This window comes from Pseudomonas sp. Marseille-Q1929, from assembly GCF_017316265.1.
GTDB lineage: Bacteria > Pseudomonadota > Gammaproteobacteria > Pseudomonadales > Pseudomonadaceae > Aquipseudomonas.
This window is the reverse complement of the sequence record NZ_JAFLWU010000039.1, coordinates 14,345-33,090: the sequence shown is the minus strand read 5'-3', so window position 1 is coordinate 33,090 and position 18,746 is coordinate 14,345. Positions and strand designations below refer to the sequence as shown.

Genomic DNA, 18,746 nt, shown 5'->3' with positions numbered 1-18,746 from the left:
AGTTTGCACATCTATACTCCAAAAACAGTCCGAACGCCTCATTCTTCAAGGCGGTTCAACGCCTTGGTTCTCTGCATATCAATAAGAATTGGAGACCCCATGAACGCATCTGCCGATATTTCCGTACAACAGGTCAAATTGCTGATCAACGGTGAATGGGTCGAGTCCAAGACCACCGAATGGCATGACATCGTCAACCCAGCCACCCAAGAGGTGCTGGCCAAAGTCCCGTTCGCCACGGCCGATGAAGTCAACGCTGCCATTGACGCCGCGCACCGCGCCTTCCAGACCTGGAAGCTGACGCCGATCGGCGCGCGCATGCGCATCATGCTCAAGCTGCAAGCGCTGATCCGCGAACATTCCAAACGCATCGCCGTCGTCCTCAGCGCCGAGCAGGGCAAGACCATTGCCGATGCCGAAGGCGATATTTTCCGTGGCCTGGAAGTGGTCGAACACGCGTGCTCCATCGGCACCTTGCAGATGGGCGAATTCGCCGAGAACGTCGCCGGTGGCGTAGATACCTACACCCTGCGCCAACCTATCGGCGTGTGCGCCGGGATTACCCCGTTCAACTTCCCGGCGATGATTCCACTGTGGATGTTCCCGATGGCAATTGCCTGCGGTAACACCTTCGTGCTCAAACCGTCCGAGCAGGACCCGCTGTCCACCGTGCTGCTGGTTGAGCTGGCGCTCGAAGCGGGTGTTCCGCCTGGCGTACTCAACGTGGTCCACGGCGGCAAGGATGTGGTGGATGCGCTGTGCACCCACAAAGACATCAAGGCCGTGTCCTTTGTCGGTTCGACCGCCGTCGGCACCCACGTCTATGACCTGGCCGGCAAACACGGCAAGCGCGTGCAGTCGATGATGGGTGCGAAAAACCACGCCGTGGTGCTGCCCGATGCCAACCGCGAACACACCCTCAACGCCCTGGTGGGTGCCGGTTTCGGCGCGGCGGGCCAGCGTTGCATGGCAACCTCGGTGGTGGTGCTGGTGGGCGCGGCCAAGCAATGGCTACCGGACCTCAAGGCGCTGGCGCAGAAACTCAAGGTCAATGCCGGCAGCGAAGCGGGCACGGATGTTGGTCCGGTGATCTCCAAGCGCGCTAAAGCACGCATCCTGGACTTGATTGAAAGCGGTGTGAAAGAAGGCGCCAAGCTGGAGCTGGATGGCCGCGATATCAAGGTGCCGGGCTACGAGCACGGCAACTTCGTCGGCCCGACCCTGTTCTCGGGCGTGACCACCGACATGCAGATCTACACCCAGGAAATCTTCGGCCCGGTGCTGGTGGTGCTCGAAGTCGCGACCCTCGATGAAGCCATCGCACTGGTCAACGCCAACCCGTTCGGCAACGGCACCGGCCTGTTCACCCAAAGCGGTGCGGCGGCGCGTAAGTTCCAGAGTGAAATCGATGTAGGCCAGGTCGGCATCAACATCCCGATCCCGGTGCCGGTGCCGTTCTTCAGCTTCACCGGTTCCCGGGGTTCCAAGCTCGGCGACCTCGGCCCGTACGGCAAGCAAGTGGTGCAGTTTTACACCCAGACCAAGACCGTCACCAGCCGCTGGTTCGACGACGACACGGTCAACGATGGCGTCAACACCACCATCAACCTGCGCTGATTCCGGGAGACGACCATGAAGATTGCATTTATCGGCCTGGGTAACATGGGCGCGCCCATGGCCCGCAACCTGATCAAGGCTGGCCACGCGCTGAACCTGTTTGACCTGAACCAGACAGTGCTCAAGGAACTGGCCGAACTGGGCGGCAGCATCAGCGATTCACCGCGTGATGCCGCAAGCGGCGCGGAGCTGGTGATCACCATGCTGCCGGCGGCGGCCCATGTGCGCAGCGTCTGGCTCGGTGAAGACGGCGTATTGGCCGCCATCGGCAAAGGCGTACCGGCGGTGGATTGCAGCACCATCGACCCGCAAACCATCCGCGATGTCGCCGCTGCGGCGGCCAAGCAAGGCGTTGCAGTCGCCGACGCACCGGTCTCCGGCGGCACCGGCGGCGCCGCAGCAGGGACGCTGACCTTCATGGTCGGCGCCAACCCGGAACTGTTCGCCACCCTGCAACCGGTGCTGACGCAAATGGGCCGCAACATCGTGCACTGCGGCGACGTCGGCACCGGCCAGATCGCCAAGATCTGCAACAACCTGCTGCTGGGCATCAGCATGGTCGGCGTCAGCGAAGCCATGGCCTTGGGCGATGCACTGGGCATCGACACCCAGGTGCTGGCGGGGATCATCAACAGCTCCACCGGGCGTTGCTGGAGTTCCGACACCTACAACCCGTGGCCGGGTGTGATTGAGACTGCACCGTCGTCCCGTGGTTATACCGGTGGGTTTGGTGCTGACCTGATGCTCAAGGATTTGGGGCTGGCGACTGAAGCGGCACGCCAGGCTAAGCAACCGGTGATTCTGGGCGCGGTGGCGCAGCAGTTGTACCAATCAATGAGTCAGCGTGGGGAAGGGGGCAAGGACTTCTCGGCAATCATCAACAGCTACCGCAAACCCAAATAAACACTGTGGCGAGGGAGCAAGCTCCCTCGCCACAAGGTGTTTAGGCAAACACAAAATACTTACGCACCGTCTCAACCACTTCCCACGTCCCCTTCATCCCCGGCTCCACCACAAAGATATCCCCAGCCCGCAAGTGGATCGGCTCCAGGCCTTCCGGGGTGATGATGCAGTAGCCTTCCTGGAAGTGGCAGTACTCCCACTTCACGTAGTCCACGTACCACTTGCCCGGTGTGCAGATCCAGGTGCCCATGATCTTGCTGCCGTCTTCGCTGGTGTAGGCGTTGAGGTTGACGGTGTGCGGGTCGCCTTCGAGCTTTTCCCATTTGCAGGCATCCAGGACCGGCAAGGGGTGGGTGTCACGCAGTACGGTGATGGGCTTGGACATGATGTCTCCGAGGCAGGGAATGGAAAGATGCACCCTAAGGCCTTGGGCGCAGGGCCAGTGGTCTGAACTCGACATCGGGATGTCCAGAAGCGCAGCCGCATGATGATCCCACCAACACCACAGATCTCTGTGGGAGCCGGGCTTGCCCGCGATGGCGCCGGCCCAGCTTGCATCTTTATTGCCTGATACACCGCTATCGCGGGCAAGCCCGGCTCCCACAGGGGATTGGGGTGTGCCCGAGCGATAGGTTTGTGCGTAAATCAGCCATTTCCTCGCAGTAAGTGCGAAAGATTTCCCACTCCACGCCAGAATTCGCAAGAAAATTCGCAGCAGGCCCTCGTATCATTCACTCCAGTAACCGCCGAGAGCCTTGAAATGAACCCAATAAAAACGTGGTGGGATATCAGCCCGCCCTTGAGTACGGCGACCCCGACCTGGCCGGGGGACACGCCGTTCCAGGAAGAGCGCGTGTGGCAATTCGGCCCGGAGTGCCCGGTGAATGTCGGGCGCATAACCCTGTCGCCGCACACCGGCGCCCATGTGGATGCGCCGCTGCATTACAGCGCGGACGGTGCGCCGATCGGCGAGGTGTCGCTGGACGTGTACATGGGCCCGTGCCGCGTGTTGCATTGCCTGGACAGCGGCGCGCTGGTGCAGCCGCATCAGCTCGAAGGCCGTGTGGATAACTTGCCCGAGCGCGTGCTGCTGCGCACTTATCCACAAGCGCCGCTCACTGAGTGGGATTCGAACTTCACCGCCGTCGCCCCGCAAACCATCGAACTGCTGGCCAGCCTGGGTGTGCGTTTGATCGGCATCGACACGCCCTCCCTGGACCCGCAACAGTCGAAGACCATGGATGCCCACAACGCCGTGGCGCGCCATGGCATGGCGATTCTCGAAGGCATCGTGCTCGATGATGTGCCCGAGGGTGACTACGAACTGATCGCCCTGCCGCTGCGCTTTGCCAACCTCGACGCGAGCCCGGTCCGCGCCATTCTCCGCCCGCTCAAGGAGCCCACGCGATGAGCCAATGTCCCTTCTCTGCTGACTACCAACCGCCCGAAGAATGGCACAACGCCGAACTGAATTTCTCCGAGTCCATGAGCTACGGCGATTACCTGGACCTGGGCAAAGTCCTCAGCGCCCAGCACCCGCTGTCGCCGGACCACAACGAAATGCTCTTCATCATCCAGCACCAGACGTCTGAGCTGTGGATGAAACTGATGCTCCACGAGCTCAAGGCCGCCCGCGAACACGTGCGCCTGGGGGAGTTGCCGCCGGCGTTCAAGATGCTCGCGCGGGTGTCGCGAATCTTCGATCAACTGGTACACGCTTGGGCGGTACTGGCGACCATGACCCCGTCCGAGTACAAGGCGATTCGCCCGTTTCTCGGGCAGTCTTCTGGGTTCCAGTCGTTCCAGTACCGTGAGATCGAATTTATCCTCGGCAATAAAAGCGCGGCGCTGTTGCGGCCCCACGCGCATCGGCCAGAACTGCTGAACGAATTGAAAGTGGCGATTGCCACGCCGTCGCTGTACGACGAGGCGATCAATCTGATGCTCAAGGCGGGCCTGGCGATTGATCCAAAACGCGCCGAGCGCGACCCGACGGCGGCGACGGTGCACGACGAATCCGTGGAAGCGGCGTGGCGCGAGGTGTATCGCGATCCGAGCCGGTATTGGGATTTGTATCAGTTGGCCGAGAAGTTTATCGACCTGGAGGATTCGTTCCGCCAGTGGCGCTTCCGGCATGTGACCACGGTGGAGCGGATCATTGGCTTCCAGCCGGGTACGGGCGGCACTGAAGGCGTGGGATATTTGCGCAAGATGCTCGACACCGTGTTGTTTCCCGAACTGTGGCGAGTACGTTCAACCCTCTAAACAAAAAAAGCCCCGGATCACCGGGGCTTTTCATTTGGAATGCAATCAACACTGTGGGAGCTGGCTTGCCTGCGATAGCGGTACATCAGCCAGCTCATTCAGTGGCTGACACACCGCTATCGCGGGCAAGCCCGGCTCCCACAGGTATCACTGTGCGCTCACTGCCGCATTACCCTTTCTGACCCGCAACCGGTAGGCAATGAAGATAATCCCCACCCACACCGGCATCGCAAACACCGAATTGCGAATCCCCGGAATCGCCAGCATCACGCTGATGATCACCACCATGAACGCCAGGCACAGGTAGTTGCTGAACGGGAACCAGAAGGTCTTGAACGACGGCGTCACGCCTTGCTCGCCCATGGCCTTGCGGAACTTGATATGGGTGAGGCTGATCAGCGCCCAGTTGATCATCAACGAGGCAACCACCAGCGCAAACAACAGCTCCAGCGCACTGTGCGGCGCCACGTAGTTGACCACCACGCACAGCATCGTCACCAGGGCCGAAATCGCCAAGGCGCGCAGCGGTACGCCTTGTTTGTTCAGCTTCATCAGCGCTTTCGGCGCATCGCCTTGCTCGGCCAGGCCGAACAGCATGCGGCTGTTGCAGTACACGCCGCTGTTGTACACCGACAACGCCGCGGTCAGCACCACGAAGTTGAGGATGTGCGCCGCAGTGTCATTGCCGATCAGCGAGAAGATCTGCACAAACGGGCTGCCGCTGTAGGCATCGCCCGACGCGCCGAGGGTTTGCAGCAGTTGGTCCCACGGGTACAGCGACAGCAGCACGGTGAGGGCGCCGACGTAGAAAATCAGGATCCGGTACACCACCTGGTTGATCGCTTTCGGGATCACCTTGCGCGGCTCGCTGGCCTCGGCGGCAGTGATGCCCACCAGTTCCAGGCCACCAAACGAGAACATGATGAACGCCATCGACATCAACAGCCCCATGCCGCCGTTCGGGAAGAACCCGCCGTGGCTCCACAGGTTGCTGATAGACGCCTGCGGGCCGCCGGTGCCGCTGAACAGCAGGTAGCAGCCGAGCACGATCATGCCGACAATCGCCACCACCTTGATGATCGCGAACCAGAACTCGGCTTCACCAAAGAACTTCACGTTCAGGGTGTTGATCAGGTTCACCGCGACAAAGAACACCAGCGCACTGACCCAGGTCGGAATCTCCGGCCACCAGAACTGGATGTACTTGCCCACCGCCGTCAATTCGGCCATGCCCACCAGGACGTAGAGTACCCAGTAGTTCCAGCCCGCGAGGAAGCCTGCGTAACCGCCCCAATACTTGTGGGCGAAGTGGCTGAAGGAGCCGGCCACTGGCTCTTCGACGATCATTTCGCCGAGCTGGCGCATGATCAGGAACGCGATGAATCCCGCGATTGCGTAGCCGAGGATCATCGACGGGCCCGCCGACTTGAGCACCCCGGCCGAGCCGAGGAACAACCCCGTGCCAATCGCCCCTCCCAAGGCGATCAGCTGAATGTGCCGGTTCTTCAGGCCTCGCTTGAGGCCTACCGGGTTAACCATGTCATCCGCCATTAACATTCCCTTCTACTTGTTTTTCTCAGGGTTGAGTGCACGCCGCATCAGCCCCTCAGAAGTGCTGAGGGGTCAGATATTACTCTGCGTAAACTTTTCGTAATACAACTGAACGCCAACAAGTGCCTGATCCGCCAGCCATTGCTGGATGGATTCGACCATTGGAGGGGGGCCGCACAGGTACATATCCGCCGAACTGTCCCGCAATTGCGCCAGGTCGAAATGCTCGGTGAGGTAGCCGCGTTTGCCGAGCCATTGCGACGAGGGCGCGCTGAGGACTTCGGTGTAGCGGAACCCCGGAATTTTCCCGGCATAGGCCTGGATGCGCGACGCTTCGCACAAGTCCTCGGCGCCGCGTACGCCGTAATACAGGTGCACCGGCTGGTCGCAACCGTTGGCGGCCAGCTCATCAAGCATGCCCAGCAACGCTGACAACCCGGTGCCGCCCGCCACCAGCACCAATGGCTGGGTCACGTGGCGCAGGTAGAAGGCCCCCAGCGGCGCCTCCATCAGCAGCTCATCGCCCACTTGGCAGCGTTCGCGCAAATAGTTGCTCATCACGCCGTCGGGCAGCAGGCGCACGAGAAATTGCAGCTGGTTGCCCGGCCGGTTGGCAAACGAGTACGAGCGCCAGCTGTCCGTGCCCGGCACCGCAATGCGCGCATATTGGCCGGGCAGAAAATCCAGCGCCTGGTCCAGTTGCACGTGCAGGATCGCCGTGCTGGCCGAGACCTGCTCCACCGCGCTCACCGTCCCGCGTACCTGCACTGGCCCCGGCGCATTGCACAGGCTTGAATCAAAGTCGAAGTAGAAGGTCGCGTCGGACTTCACCCGCGTCTGGCAACTGAGCATCTTGCGCTGTTGCAGGTCGAGGCTGGACAGGGCTTCTTCGTCCACATAGTCCTGGCTGTAATCGCCGGATTCGCAGCGGCCCTGGCAGGTGCCGCAGACGCCTTCGCGGCAATCCAGGGGGATCTTGATGCCGTTGCGCAGTGCCGCATCCAGCAGGATTTCATGGCTGCCCACGGGAAAGAACAGGGTCTTGCCGTCGGCAAAACTGAACGCCACTTTGTGATTCATCAACAACACTCCCGGTGCCTAGAGGTGATAGAAATCCAGCACCGAGTTGATCGTGTCGTTGAGCAACAACGCATGCTTGCGCGTGATCAGCCAACTGTCGCCATGGGGCTTGAGGCTGTAAGTGGCATGGCCGTAGAACTGCTCCGAGGTGGCCAGGCGATAAAACAGCGTGTGCCAGTTCAACTTCACTTGCAGCGTGCCATCGGCCTGCTCGGCAATGCGCACGTTATTGATCAGGTGCAAGGTGCGCGGCATCGGTGTCGCCGACGCCGCCTTGCCGGTGCGCAGGCGGAACACGCGGTCTTCCAGGCCCGAGCGGTTGGCGTAGTAGATCAACGACATCTCGCGCTTGGGGTCGCGGGTGTAGACGTGTTCCGAGTCCCATTGCGGCAGGTGGAATTCACTCTGCGGGTCGAACAGTTGCACGTAGGCGTCCCAGTCCTGGGCGTCGCACAGCTCGGACTTGCGGTAGAAGAACTGCTCGATCTGGTACTGCAATTGGGCATTCATCACTCCACCTCCCGCAGTGTCAGCGCTTGTTTGTCGAGGCCGCTCAAGAGGAATCGTTGCCAGTTGCGGTGTTGGTTCACATACAGGCCTTCGTGGGTGAATTCGGTGCCGGTCATCGCCGGTTGGATGCCGATGGCTTCGCTGTTGGGCGTGGGCCCGGTTTGCCAGCGGTGGCTGCCGCGGGAGATGTCGCTCCAGCGTTCCAGCCGGCCCTGGAAACCGCGTTGGGCTTCGCGGAACTCCACGAGATCGTCGGGCGTGCCCATGCCGGAGACGTTGAAGAAGTCTTCAAACTGGCGGATGCGGTTTTCGCGGTCGGCGTCCGACTCGCCCTTCACCCCCAGGCACTGGCTGATGATCTCGGTCTTGTTCCACGCCACCGGGCGGATGATGCGCAGTTGCGAGCTGATCTGGTCGAGAAAGAACAGGCTTGGGTAGATGTTCAGGTTGCGCAGGCGGTGCATCATCCATTCGGCTTTTTGCTGGCCATGTTCGGAGGCCAGGCGCGGCATGATGGTGGCGTAGCCGGAGCGCACGCTCGGGTTGGGCATGTCGCTGAACAGCACGCTGTGGCCGTTGTTGAAGGCAAACCAGCCGTCATCGGTATTCGCATCGCCGGCGCCGAGTTTGCTGTAGTCCAGCGTGCTGCCGGAGGCGGTGCCGTTTTCCGTATTCACCTGCTGACGATGCTGCACCGTGGCCACGTAGTTGTAGTGCACGGTGCTGACGTGATAACCGTCCAGGCCGTTTTCGTTTTGCAGCTTCCAGTTGCCGTCGTAGGTGTAGGCGGACTTGCCCGGCAGCACTTCCAGTTCACCGCTGGCGGACTGGGCGACCATCATGTCGAAGAACACTTTCGCGTCGCCGAGAAAGTCTTCCAGGCGGTCGGTGCCATTCACATCCAGGCTGATAAACACAAAACCCTTGTAGCTCTCGATACGGGCTTTTTTCAGGCCGCGCGTCGCCTTGTCGAAACCTTCCGGGTATTCCCCCGGCGCCTTGACCTTCACCAGCCGGCCATCGCTCTTGTAGCACCAGGCGTGGAACGGGCAGGTAAAGGTCGACTGGTTGCCCTTGCCGACTCGCGTCAAGGTGGTGCCGCGATGCTGGCAGGCGTTGATCAGCGCATTCAGCTGGCCCTCGCCGTCGCGGGTGATGATCATCGGCTGGCGCCCGGCGCGCATCGTCACGAAGTCGTGGTTATGGGCCAGTTCGCTTTCGTGGCAGGCGTAGATCCAGTTTTTCTCGAAGATCAGTTCCATCTCCAGGTCGAACAGTTGCGGCTCGGTGAACATGTCGCGGGCGATGCGGAACACCTCGTCCACCGGGCGAAAATCCAGACAACCTTCGATAAACGTTTTCCACTGCTCGACGCTTCTTGCACCACTCATGGGAGGCACCTTTTTTGATAGGGGCTAATCGGTGGTTTATTAGAGGCAGCGGGGCAGGGCGCGGGCTATCCGCTTAATCGGGGAAGGTGCGCCGGATAATTGGGCAGCAAATACCCACGGCGGTGCAGGACGGTGACGCAATGCGCTACTGTCTTGGCAGGCAATTGCCGGAAAAGTCCCACGTTTATCCACATAGTCCGTCGGTGCTATCCACTCAGTGGCAATGCCCCCGGCGTGGCGTGGAACTTGCTGTCGAACAACCACAATGACGCGCCGCCAGAGCGCGCAAACGCCTAACCGCCGTGGGTGCATCCTGATGAGCAGCCAAACGATTCAACGTTTCGACCTGGAGGGCGCCCGTAGCTGGATGTCCGGTATCTGCGGGCCCCATCGCCTCACTACCGCCACACCCGAGCGCTTGCGTTTCCACCACAGTGCCAATGTGCTCAAGTCCCGCGCCACCACCTTGGGCGTGATCGAATACGGCACCGACGTGACCATCGACATCGAAGACGCCGAGCACTTCAGCAGCTACAGCCTGAGCCTGCCGCTGGAAGGCGAGCAGGAGTTGAGCAAGAACGGCGAGCGCCTGAGCTCCAACCGCGACCAAGGCGTGATCATCTCGCCCAACGAACACCAGGTGCTGGCGATTTCCGGCGACTGCCGCAAGTTGCAGGTGGTGATCACGCGGGCGGCGATGAGCGAGTCCCTGGAGGGTTTGCTGCAACGTCCGATTGACACGCCGCTGCGCTTTGAATCGGTGATGGATGCGGTGGAGGGCGCGTCGGCATCGTGGTGGCGCATGGCGCGGTACTTTATTGCCGAGCTGGAAGGCAGCAGTGAACTGTATGAACAGGCGGCATTTACCCGGGACCTGGAAAGCTCGCTGATCAAGGGCTTGATCCTCGCACAGCCGAACAATTATTCAGAAGAACTGCGCGATGTACTGGGGGTGAAATTGCCGCACTACCTGATCCGGGCGCGGCAGTTTATCCACGAAAACGCCCGCGAAGCGGTGCACCTGGAAGATCTGGAAGCCGCTGCTGGGGTGTCGCGGTTCAAGCTGTTCGATGCGTTTCGCAAGTATTTTGCCCTGTCGCCCATGGTCTATTTGAAGAAGTACCGGTTGAGTGCGGTGCGCCAGGAGATTCTTGAGCTTGGCGCGACGCGGACTATTTCCGAGATTGCCTTGGGGTGGGGGTTTACCCACTTGGGGCGGTTCTCGGCGGAGTACCGCAAGTTGTTTGACGAGTCCCCCAGCCAGACGCTGCAACGCAAGCGCCTGCGCAGCTGTTAAGCACAACGGAGATCAAACTGTGGAAGCTGGCTTGTGTGGGAGCTGGCTTGCCTGCGATGGCATCAACTCGATCCAACTGAAAACCGAGTCGCCTGTATCGCAGGCAAGCCAGCTCCCACACAAGCCAGGCCCCACTTTGGATGTGCAGTGTTTGTGAGACCTCAGATCAGCTCCTCCACCAACTGCAAACAATGCCTCAGCCCCGGCGACTGATCATTCACCCGTCGGCTAAGGATGATCGGCGACGTCGCCGTGGCCTCCACCACCGGCGTGTAGCCAATATCCGCCCGGTGCAGCACCTGCACCGACGCCGGCACCAGCGTCACGCCCATCCCGGCGCCGACCAGGCCGATGGCGGTCTGCAACTCGTTGGTCCACTGCGCCACCTGGAGGCTCAAGCCATGGGCGTCGAACAAGGCGATCACGTGGTCGGCATAGCTGGGGCGCGGGTTGCCGGGGTAGAGCACAAACGGCTCGGCGGCCAACTGCGCAAGCGTGGCAGGCGCGGCGAGCAACGGGTGGCCGGCGGGCAGCACGGCCACCAGGCGATCTTCCACCAACACGCGCTGGACGATGGCCGGGTCGTCGATGCGAATCCGCCCGAAGCCCACATCGATGCGCCCGGCCTTGAGCGCTTCGACCTGCTGCAAGGTGGTCATTTCCGACAGCCCCAGCTCCAACTCCAGCGCCTCGTGGTTGCGCAGGCGGCGGATCAACTCCGGCAGCACACCGTACAGCGTCGAGGGCGCAAAGCCGATGCCCAGCCAGGTCTTCTCGCCCTGGCCAATGCGGCGGGTGTTGTCGCACACCTTGTGCAGTTGCTCCAGCAACACATTGGCGTGTTCATAGAAAAACCGCCCGGCCTCGGTCAGCCGCAGCGGGCGGCCGCGCTCCAGCAGGATCACGCCCAGTTCCTCTTCCAATTGCTGGATCTGCCGGCTCAGCGGCGGTTGGGCGATGTGCAGGCGTTCGGCGGCGCGGGTGAAGTTGAGAGTTTCACCCAGCACCTGGAAATAGCGCAGGTGACGCAGTTCCATGTCAGCTCCCTTCATACCTTGAGAGTATTGTTTGAGACTAATTCTATATTGGAACCCAGAAAAAATGCGGGACAGAATCGACGCAAATCTATAAAGAACCCAACGGGTATTGCCATGCCGATTTGCGCCATCGAGTCGATCGAGACGATTATTGTCGATCTGCCTACCATCCGCCCGCACAAGCTGGCGATGCACACCATGCAAAACCAGACGCTGGTGATCATCCGCCTGCGCTGCGCCGATGGCATCGAAGGCATCGGCGAAGCCACTACCATCGGCGGCTTGAGCTATGGCAACGAAAGCCCGGACAGCATCAAGGTCAACATCGACCGCCACTTTGCGCCGCTGCTGATCGGCCAGGATGCGAGCAATATCAACGCCGCCATGTTGCGCCTGGAGCGCAGCATCCGTGGCAACACCTTTGCCAAGTCCGGCATCGAAAGCGCCTTGCTCGACGCCTTGGGCAAACGCCTGAACCTGCCGGTCAGCGAACTGCTCGGCGGCCGTGTGCGCGATGCGCTGCCGGTGGCTTGGACGCTGGCCAGCGGCAACACCGAAAAAGACATCGCCGAGGCCGAGAAGATGCTCGACCTACGGCGCCACCGCATCTTCAAACTGAAGATCGGTGCCGGCGAAGTCAGCCACGACCTGGCCCATGTGATCGCGATCAAAAAAGCCTTGGGCGACCGCGCCAGTGTGCGGGTGGACGTCAATCAGGCCTGGGATGAGGCCGTCGCCCTGCGTGCCTGCAAGGTGTTGGGTGACAACGGTATCGACCTGATCGAGCAGCCGATCTCGCGCAACAACCGGGGCGGCATGGCCCGGCTCAACCTGTCGAGCCCGGCGCCGATCATGGCGGATGAGTCCATCGAGTGCGTGGAAGACGCCTTCAACCTGGCCCGCGAAGGCGCGGCTTCGGTGTTCGCCCTCAAGATCGCCAAGAACGGCGGCCCGCGCGCCGTGTTGCGCACCGCCGCGATTGCCGAAGCGGCCGGTATCGGCCTGTACGGTGGCACCATGCTCGAAGGCGGCATTGGCACCCTGGCCTCGGCCCATGCGTTCCTGACCCTGAACAAACTGGCGTGGGACACCGAGCTGTTCGGCCCGCTGCTGCTGACCGAGGACATCCTCGCCGAGCCGCTGGTGTACCGCGACTTCCACCTGCATGTCTCCACCGCCCCGGGCCTGGGCCTGGCCATTGATGAAGAGCGCCTGGCGTTCTTCCGTCGTGACAAACACTAAGAGGCGCCTGCCATGTTGTTCCACGTAAAAATGACCGTGAACCTGCCGCTGGACATGCACCCCGAGCGTGCCGCCACCCTCAAGGCCGAAGAAAAAGCCCTGGCGCAGCGCCTGCAACACGAGGGCAAATGGCGCCACCTGTGGCGCATCGCCGGGCTCTACGCCAACTACAGCGTGTTTGATGTCGACAGCGTGCAAGAACTGCACGACCTGCTGATGCAACTGCCGCTTTACCCCTACATGGCCATCGAAGTGAACGCGCTGTGCCGGCACCCTTCGTCGATCCATGAGGACGACCGTTAAGCCTGTTTTCAACACTAATAATTACAAGATGAGGATTGCACCATGTCCATCCGAATTTCCCAGACTGCCCATGCCCAACGGTTTCTCGAAGAAGCCAGCGGCAACCTCAACGACGGCGGCAACCCGCGCACCAAGGCGTTGATCTACCGAATCCTGCGGGACACGGTGAACATCATCGAAGACCTGGAAGTGACCCCGGAAGAATTCTGGAAGGCGGTCAACTACCTCAACGAGCTGGGCAAGAACCAGGAAGCGGGTTTGCTCGCTGCCGGGTTGGGCCTGGAGCACTACCTGGACTTGCTGATGGACGCGGCCGACGAGGAAGCCGGCAAATCCGGCGGCACGCCACGCACCATCGAAGGCCCGCTGTACGTGGCCGGCGCGCCGCTCTCCCAATACGAAGCACGGCTGGATGATGGCACGGACGCGGCGGCGCCGCTGTTTATGCGCGGCCAGGTGCGTGACACCGACGGCAAGCCGCTGGCCGGGGCGATTGTCGATGTGTGGCAGGCCAACACGGGCGGGACTTACTCGTGGTTTGATCCTTCCCAGTCCGAGTTCAACCTGCGCCGCCGCATTGAGACCGATGCCCAGGGCAACTATCGTTTCCGTAGCATCGTGCCGTCAGGCTACGGTTGCCCGCCGACCGGGCCGACCCAGCAGTTGCTCGATCAACTGGGCCGCCATGGGCAGCGGCCGGCGCATATTCACTTCTTTATCTCGGCGCCGGGGCATCGGCACCTGACCACGCAGATCAACCTGTCGGATGATCCATACCTGCACGATGATTTTGCCTACGCGACGCGGGATGAGTTGATTGCCGAGATCCGTTTCAGTGACGATCAGCAGCTGGCGCGGGAGTTTGGGGTGGAAGGGCGGTTTGCGCAGATTGATTTTGACTTTGAGTTGCAGGCTGCGGCTGCGCCGGTAGAGCAAAAGCGCATGCAGCGCGTGCGCGCCCTGGAAGACTGAATAACACGGTCTAAAATGTCGGAACTGGACCCTGTGGGAGCTGGCTTGCCTGCGATAGCTATGTAACATTCACCACCGCCATCGCAGGCAAGCCAGCTCCCACAGGTTCCGGTTTCCGCAGGTTTTTTGTGGGGTTGCTGGTTACTTGCGGATCACCAGGTCCAACACCTCATCCCGATCCTTGATCTTCTGCAACACAATCTCCGAACGGATATCCATCACCCCCGCCGTGCGGTTCAGGTGGTTCACGATAAAGTCCGAAAAGTGCTTGAGGTTGCGCGCCTGCACCCGCAGCACATAGTTGCTCGCGCCGGTGATCACATAGGCACTGGCCACTTCCGGCCAGCCTTGCACCTTCTTGATGAACGTCTCATGCCAATCCTCTACATCCTGGCGCAGGGACAGGTGGACGATGGCCTCCAACTCGATCCCCAACTGCTCGGCATTCAGCACGGCGCGGTAGCCGCTGATGATTCCCTCGCTTTCCAACAGGCGCAAACGGCGCAGGCAGGCGGACGGTGACAGCGCGACTTTCTCTGCCAGTTCCTGGTTGCTGATACGCCCATCCTGTTGCAGAAAATGCAGGAGGCGCAGGTCGGTGGCGTCGAGAATCATGCTTAGAATAAATCCGCGTGTTTAGAGGTTTAATTCGAATTTCCTACAGCTTAATTAGCTTGTTACCCACCACTTTGCACGAAAATTCTCTAAATCTTCGTTCATTATTTGGTCCATCTTCACTTATAAAAACCAGGACAGACCATGACCACCCGAAGCCATTACCAAACCCTCGACGATCAAGACCCGCTGGCGCCGCTGCGCCAGCAGTTCGCCTTGCCCGACGGCGTCATCTACCTCGACGGCAACTCCCTCGGCGCCCGTCCGGTGGCGGCGCTGGCGCGGGCGCAACAGGTGATCAGCGAGGAGTGGGGCAATGGCTTGATCCGCAGCTGGAACAGTGCCGGCTGGGCGGAGTTGTCCCAACGCCTGGGCAATCGCCTGGCCCCGTTGATCGGCGCGCGCGATGGCGAAGTGGTGATCACCGATACCACCTCGATCAACCTGTTCAAGGTGCTCAGCGCCGCGTTGACGGTGCAGCGCCAGCGTTACCCGCAGCGCAAGGTGATCGTTAGCGAAGCGAGCAACTTCCCCACCGACCTGTACATCGCCGAAGGCCTGGCCGAGCTGCTGCAACAGGGTTACTCCCTGCGGCTGGTCAACAGCCCGGACGAGTTGCCACACGCCATCGACAGCGACGTAGCGGTGGTGATGCTCACCCACGTCAACTACAAGACCGGCTACATGTACGACATGCAGGCGCTCACCGCGTTGAGCCACGAATGCGGCGCGCTGAGTATCTGGGACCTGGCGCATTCGGCGGGCGCGGTGCCCATCGACCTGCACCAGGCCGAGGCGGATTACGCGATTGGCTGCACCTACAAATACCTCAATGGCGGCCCGGGTTCCCAGGCGTTTGTGTGGGTCAACCCGGCGCTGGTGGACCTGGTGCGCCAGCCGTTGTCGGGCTGGTTTGGGCACACGCGCCAGTTCGCCATGGAGTCGACCTACGCGCCGAGCGCCGGGATTGCCCGTTACCTGTGCGGCACCCAGCCGATCACCTCGCTGGCCATGGTGGAATGCGGCCTGGAGATTTTTGCGCAGACCGATATGGCCAGCTTGCGCACAAAGTCCCTGGCGTTGACCGACCTGTTCATTGCCTTGGTCGAAGCGCGTTGTGCCGCCCATGGCCTGGCGCTGATTACCCCGCGTGAACACGCCCAGCGCGGCAGTCACGTGAGCTTTGAACATCCAGAAGGGTATGCGGTGATCCAGGCCCTGATCGCCCGGGGCGTGATCGGTGACTACCGCGAGCCGCGCATCATGCGGTTTGGGTTTACGCCGTTGTACACAAGCTTTACCGAGGTATTTGATGCCGTGGAGATCCTCGGTGAAATCCTCGACAACAACACCTGGAACCAGCCGCAATTCAAAGTCCGCAACAGCGTCACCTGACACAACACCGATCAAACTGTGGGAGCTGGCTTGCCTGCGATAGCGGTGTTTCAGTCACTTATACATCGACTGATCCACCGCTATCGCAGGCAAGCCAGCTCCCACACAAGCTCCCTCCCACAGGGATCTGTGACATCCGCCTAAAACAGTGCAATCACAATAATAAAGGGGCACACCACGTGACCACGCCAGACACCGGCTTTGCAGAAATCACCCAACGCGAACTGGGCCTGAGGCGCCAGCTCACTTCCGGCCAGATGAGCATGATCGCCATCGGCGGCGCCATTGGCACCGGGCTGTTCATGGGCAGCGCCTACGCCATCGGCTATGCCGGGCCCAGCGTACTGGTGAGCTACGCCATCGGTGCGTTGATCACCTTGCTGTTGATGGGCTGCCTGGCGGAGATGACGGTGGCCCATTCCACCTCTGGCTCGTTTGGCGCCTACGCCGAGTTCTATATCAGCCCGCTGGCCGGGTTCCTGGTGCGTTACGCCTACTGGGCGGCGATTGTGCTGGCGGTGGGCGCCGAGGTCACGGCGGTGGCGATGTACATGAAGTACTGGTTCGCCAACGTGCCGGAGTGGGTGTGGATCGTGTCGTTTTCCAGCGTGCTGATCCTGCTCAACGCCATCAGCGTGAAGACCTTCGGCAACTTCGAATACTGGTTCTCGACGATCAAGATCAGCGCCATCGTCGGTTTCATCATCCTCGCGGTGTACGTGGTGTTCGGTTCCGGCAACCCGGAATACGGCGTGCAGAATTACACGGCCCACGACGGCTTTTTCCCCCATGGCCTGAGCGGCATGTGGATGGCGGTGATCGTGTCGATCTTCAGCTACCTGAGCGTGGAGATGATCGCCGTGGCCGCCGGTGAAGCGGCCGACCCGGAGCAGGCGGTGAAAAAAGCCTTCCGCGCCACCATTGTGCGGCTGGTGGTGTTTTACCTGCTGACCCTGGCGCTGATGCTCGCCATCGTGCCGTGGAACCAGGCCGGGCAGACCCAGAGCCCGTTCGTCACGGTGATGCAGACCATCGGCATTCCCGGCGCTACCGGGGTGATGAACTTCGTGATCCTGATCGCGGCGCTGTCGGCAATGAACAGCCAGTTGTATATCACCACGCGCATGATGTTCAGCCTGTCCCGCGCTGGCTTCGCGCCCAAGTCCATGGGCGCCCTGAGCAAGAGCGGCATCCCGTTGAACGCGCTGTTGCTGTCCAGCTCGGGCATTGCCCTGGCGACCCTGCTCAACGTGGTGTACCCGAAAAGCTCGTTCACCCTGATGATGGCCATCTCGATGTTTGGCGCGATCTTCACCTGGTTCATGATCTTTCTCACGCACCTGTTCTTCCGCCGCTATCGCAAGCGCCATGGCGGGCCGAAGCTGTCGTTCCAGCTGCGCCTGTTTCCCTACAGCACGCTGCTGGGCCTGGTGCTGATGGGCGCGGTGATGATCACCACCTACTTCACCGAGGCGTTCAAGATGACCTTGGTGTTTGGCGTGCCGTTTCTCGTGATTCTATCGGCGGTGTATTACGGGTTCTTCCGCAAGGGCCGGGCCAAGGCGTCCGACAAGGCTCTGGCGTAACCGGGCAGTTGATCGAACGAGCGTGCGGCTAACAGCAAGCGGCGACGGGCCCAGTCCTCATTGAGCGGCTGGGCCTTGAAGTGCTGCGCCGCCGGCCACCGCAGCAGTGCGGCCTGGGGCACGATGCCCAGGCCGACGCCACCGGCGACCATGCGGATCACCCCATCAAACCCCTCGGCGCGAATCCGTGTGTGCAGGCGAAACCCGGCGTGCAGCGCCTGTTCCTCCAGGTACACCGCCAGTGCGCTGCTGGCGGCCAGGCCGACGTAGTCGTGTTGCAGGCTGTCGATAAAACTCACGCTGCCCGTGGCCAGGGGATGGTCCAGCGGCATGATCAACACCAGCGGATCATCGCGAAAGGGCAGGGTCTGCAAGCCGTGGGTGTCGACGGCGTCGGAAATAATCCCGAGGTCCGCCGTACCCTGGCGCAACGCCTGGGTGATGCGCAGGCTGGGCAGTTCTTGCAGGTCGATATCAAGGTTGGGGTGTTCGCGCAGAAAATCCGCCAGCAGCTCCGGCAGGTATTCGCTGAGGGCGGTGGTGTTGCACAGCAGGCGCACCTGGCCTTTGCTGCCATTGGCGTATTCCGCCAGGTCCTGTTGCAGGTGCTCGGCCTGTTGCAGCAGCAGGCGGGCGTGGCGGGCGAGAGCGATGCCGGCGGGTGTTGGGGTGACGCCACGGCGGCCGCGTTCAAGGAATTCGATGCCCAGCGAGGCTTCCATGGCGCGGATGCGTGCGCTCGCGGCGGCCAGGGATAGGTGGCTGCGGGCGGCGCCGGCGGTGATGTTGCCGGTGTCGAGGATGTGCAGGTAGAGGCGCAGGTCGATCAGGTCAAAGTGCATGGCTTGAGGCTTCCGGTGACTGGACTGGCCTCATCGCAGGCAAGCCAGCTCCCACATTTTGATGTGTGAACACAGTCAAAGGTGGGAGCTGGCTTGCCTGCGATGGCGGCATCAGCCTCACGCAAAACAAGAGGCTGCCT

18 protein-coding genes are annotated in these 18,746 nt (G+C 61.3%); 10 read left to right on the top strand and 8 right to left on the bottom strand.

From position 1 onward, the window contains the following. Nucleotides 1-99: 99 nt before the first annotated feature. Both J1G37_RS26590 and mmsB read left to right on the top strand, forming a co-directional pair. A complete protein-coding gene (locus J1G37_RS26590) occupies nt 100-1,617 on the top strand; it encodes a CoA-acylating methylmalonate-semialdehyde dehydrogenase (protein ID WP_207046518.1) in 1,518 nt (505 codons plus the stop codon). A 15-nt stretch (nt 1,618-1,632) separates the two neighbouring features. Next, nucleotides 1,633-2,520, top strand: coding sequence for a 3-hydroxyisobutyrate dehydrogenase (gene mmsB, locus J1G37_RS26585; RefSeq protein WP_207046516.1), 888 nt, complete (start codon nt 1,633-1,635; stop codon nt 2,518-2,520). A 40-nt stretch (nt 2,521-2,560) separates the two neighbouring features. Here mmsB and J1G37_RS26580 read toward each other — a convergent pair whose 3' ends face one another. Continuing rightward, nucleotides 2,561-2,905: a cupin domain-containing protein gene (locus tag J1G37_RS26580; RefSeq protein ID WP_010206533.1), complete on the bottom strand. Its 345-nt coding sequence runs from the start codon at nt 2,903-2,905 to the stop codon at nt 2,561-2,563. A gap of 375 nt (nt 2,906-3,280) precedes the next feature. On the opposite strand from J1G37_RS26580, the gene kynB reads away from it, so the two are divergent. Next, nucleotides 3,281-3,931 (top strand): arylformamidase, encoded by a 651-nt coding sequence (gene kynB / locus J1G37_RS26575; protein WP_207046514.1) that lies wholly within the window; start codon nt 3,281-3,283, stop codon nt 3,929-3,931. Then, nucleotides 3,928-4,785 (top strand): tryptophan 2,3-dioxygenase, encoded by an 858-nt coding sequence (kynA, locus tag J1G37_RS26570; protein WP_017738408.1) that lies wholly within the window; start codon nt 3,928-3,930, stop codon nt 4,783-4,785. Before kynB ends, kynA begins: the two co-directional genes overlap by 4 nt. Nucleotides 4,786-4,932: 147 nt before the next feature. Here the strand turns inward: kynA and J1G37_RS26565 are convergent, their stop codons facing one another. From J1G37_RS26565 to antA, 4 genes are all read right to left on the bottom strand, one after another. Further along, nucleotides 4,933-6,336 carry an amino acid permease gene (locus J1G37_RS26565; RefSeq protein ID WP_207046512.1) on the bottom strand — a complete coding sequence of 468 codons (1,404 nt, stop codon included), beginning with the start codon at nt 6,334-6,336 and terminating at the stop codon, nt 4,933-4,935. A gap of 72 nt (nt 6,337-6,408) precedes the next feature. Next, a complete protein-coding gene (gene antC, locus J1G37_RS26560) occupies nt 6,409-7,416 on the bottom strand; it encodes an anthranilate 1,2-dioxygenase electron transfer component AntC (protein WP_207046510.1) in 1,008 nt (335 codons plus the stop codon). An 18-nt stretch (nt 7,417-7,434) separates the two neighbouring features. Then, the gene (gene antB / locus J1G37_RS26555; protein WP_207046508.1) at nt 7,435-7,926 is read right to left on the bottom strand and encodes an anthranilate 1,2-dioxygenase small subunit; all 492 of its coding nucleotides are present in this window, start codon (nt 7,924-7,926) and stop codon (nt 7,435-7,437) included. Continuing rightward, nucleotides 7,926-9,317, bottom strand: a complete 1,392-nt coding sequence (antA, locus tag J1G37_RS26550; protein ID WP_207046506.1) for an anthranilate 1,2-dioxygenase large subunit — start codon at nt 9,315-9,317, stop codon at nt 7,926-7,928. The genes antB and antA overlap by 1 nt, the downstream gene beginning before the upstream one ends. A gap of 316 nt (nt 9,318-9,633) precedes the next feature. Here antA and J1G37_RS26545 point away from each other — a divergent pair, with 316 nt between their 5' ends. Next, entirely contained in the window at nt 9,634-10,614 is a 981-nt protein-coding gene (locus J1G37_RS26545) for a helix-turn-helix domain-containing protein (protein ID WP_207046504.1), read from the top strand. A 161-nt stretch (nt 10,615-10,775) separates the two neighbouring features. Here the strand turns inward: J1G37_RS26545 and J1G37_RS26540 are convergent, their stop codons facing one another. Further along, nucleotides 10,776-11,651, bottom strand: coding sequence for a LysR family transcriptional regulator (locus J1G37_RS26540; RefSeq protein WP_207046503.1), 876 nt, complete (start codon nt 11,649-11,651; stop codon nt 10,776-10,778). Between the two features lie 114 nt (nt 11,652-11,765). On the opposite strand from J1G37_RS26540, the gene J1G37_RS26535 reads away from it, so the two are divergent. From J1G37_RS26535 to catA, 3 genes are read left to right on the top strand one after another with little or no spacing between them, the layout of a single operon-like run. Next, complete coding sequence (locus J1G37_RS26535) at nt 11,766-12,893, top strand: muconate cycloisomerase family protein (protein WP_207046501.1); 1,128 nt, start codon at nt 11,766-11,768, stop codon at nt 12,891-12,893. A 12-nt stretch (nt 12,894-12,905) separates the two neighbouring features. Beyond that, complete coding sequence (gene catC, locus J1G37_RS26530; protein WP_207046499.1) at nt 12,906-13,196, top strand: muconolactone Delta-isomerase; 291 nt, start codon at nt 12,906-12,908, stop codon at nt 13,194-13,196. Nucleotides 13,197-13,238: 42 nt separating this feature from the next. Continuing rightward, complete coding sequence (catA, locus tag J1G37_RS26525) at nt 13,239-14,168, top strand: catechol 1,2-dioxygenase (RefSeq protein ID WP_207046497.1); 930 nt, start codon at nt 13,239-13,241, stop codon at nt 14,166-14,168. A 141-nt stretch (nt 14,169-14,309) separates the two neighbouring features. On the opposite strand, the gene J1G37_RS26520 is transcribed toward catA, so the two are convergent. Beyond that, on the bottom strand, nt 14,310-14,783 hold the full coding sequence (locus J1G37_RS26520) for an Lrp/AsnC family transcriptional regulator (RefSeq protein WP_016974903.1): 474 nt from the start codon (nt 14,781-14,783) through the stop codon (nt 14,310-14,312). A 144-nt stretch (nt 14,784-14,927) separates the two neighbouring features. On the opposite strand from J1G37_RS26520, the gene kynU reads away from it, so the two are divergent. Both kynU and J1G37_RS26510 read left to right on the top strand, forming a co-directional pair. Continuing rightward, complete coding sequence (gene kynU, locus J1G37_RS26515) at nt 14,928-16,178, top strand: kynureninase (RefSeq protein ID WP_207046495.1); 1,251 nt, start codon at nt 14,928-14,930, stop codon at nt 16,176-16,178. Nucleotides 16,179-16,357: 179 nt separating this feature from the next. Continuing rightward, nucleotides 16,358-17,764, top strand: coding sequence for an amino acid permease (locus tag J1G37_RS26510; RefSeq protein WP_207046493.1), 1,407 nt, complete (start codon nt 16,358-16,360; stop codon nt 17,762-17,764). On the opposite strand, the gene J1G37_RS26505 is transcribed toward J1G37_RS26510, so the two are convergent. Next, nucleotides 17,710-18,606 (bottom strand): LysR substrate-binding domain-containing protein, encoded by an 897-nt coding sequence (locus tag J1G37_RS26505; protein ID WP_207046491.1) that lies wholly within the window; start codon nt 18,604-18,606, stop codon nt 17,710-17,712. The genes J1G37_RS26510 and J1G37_RS26505 overlap by 55 nt on opposite strands. Nucleotides 18,607-18,746: the final 140 nt, after the last annotated feature.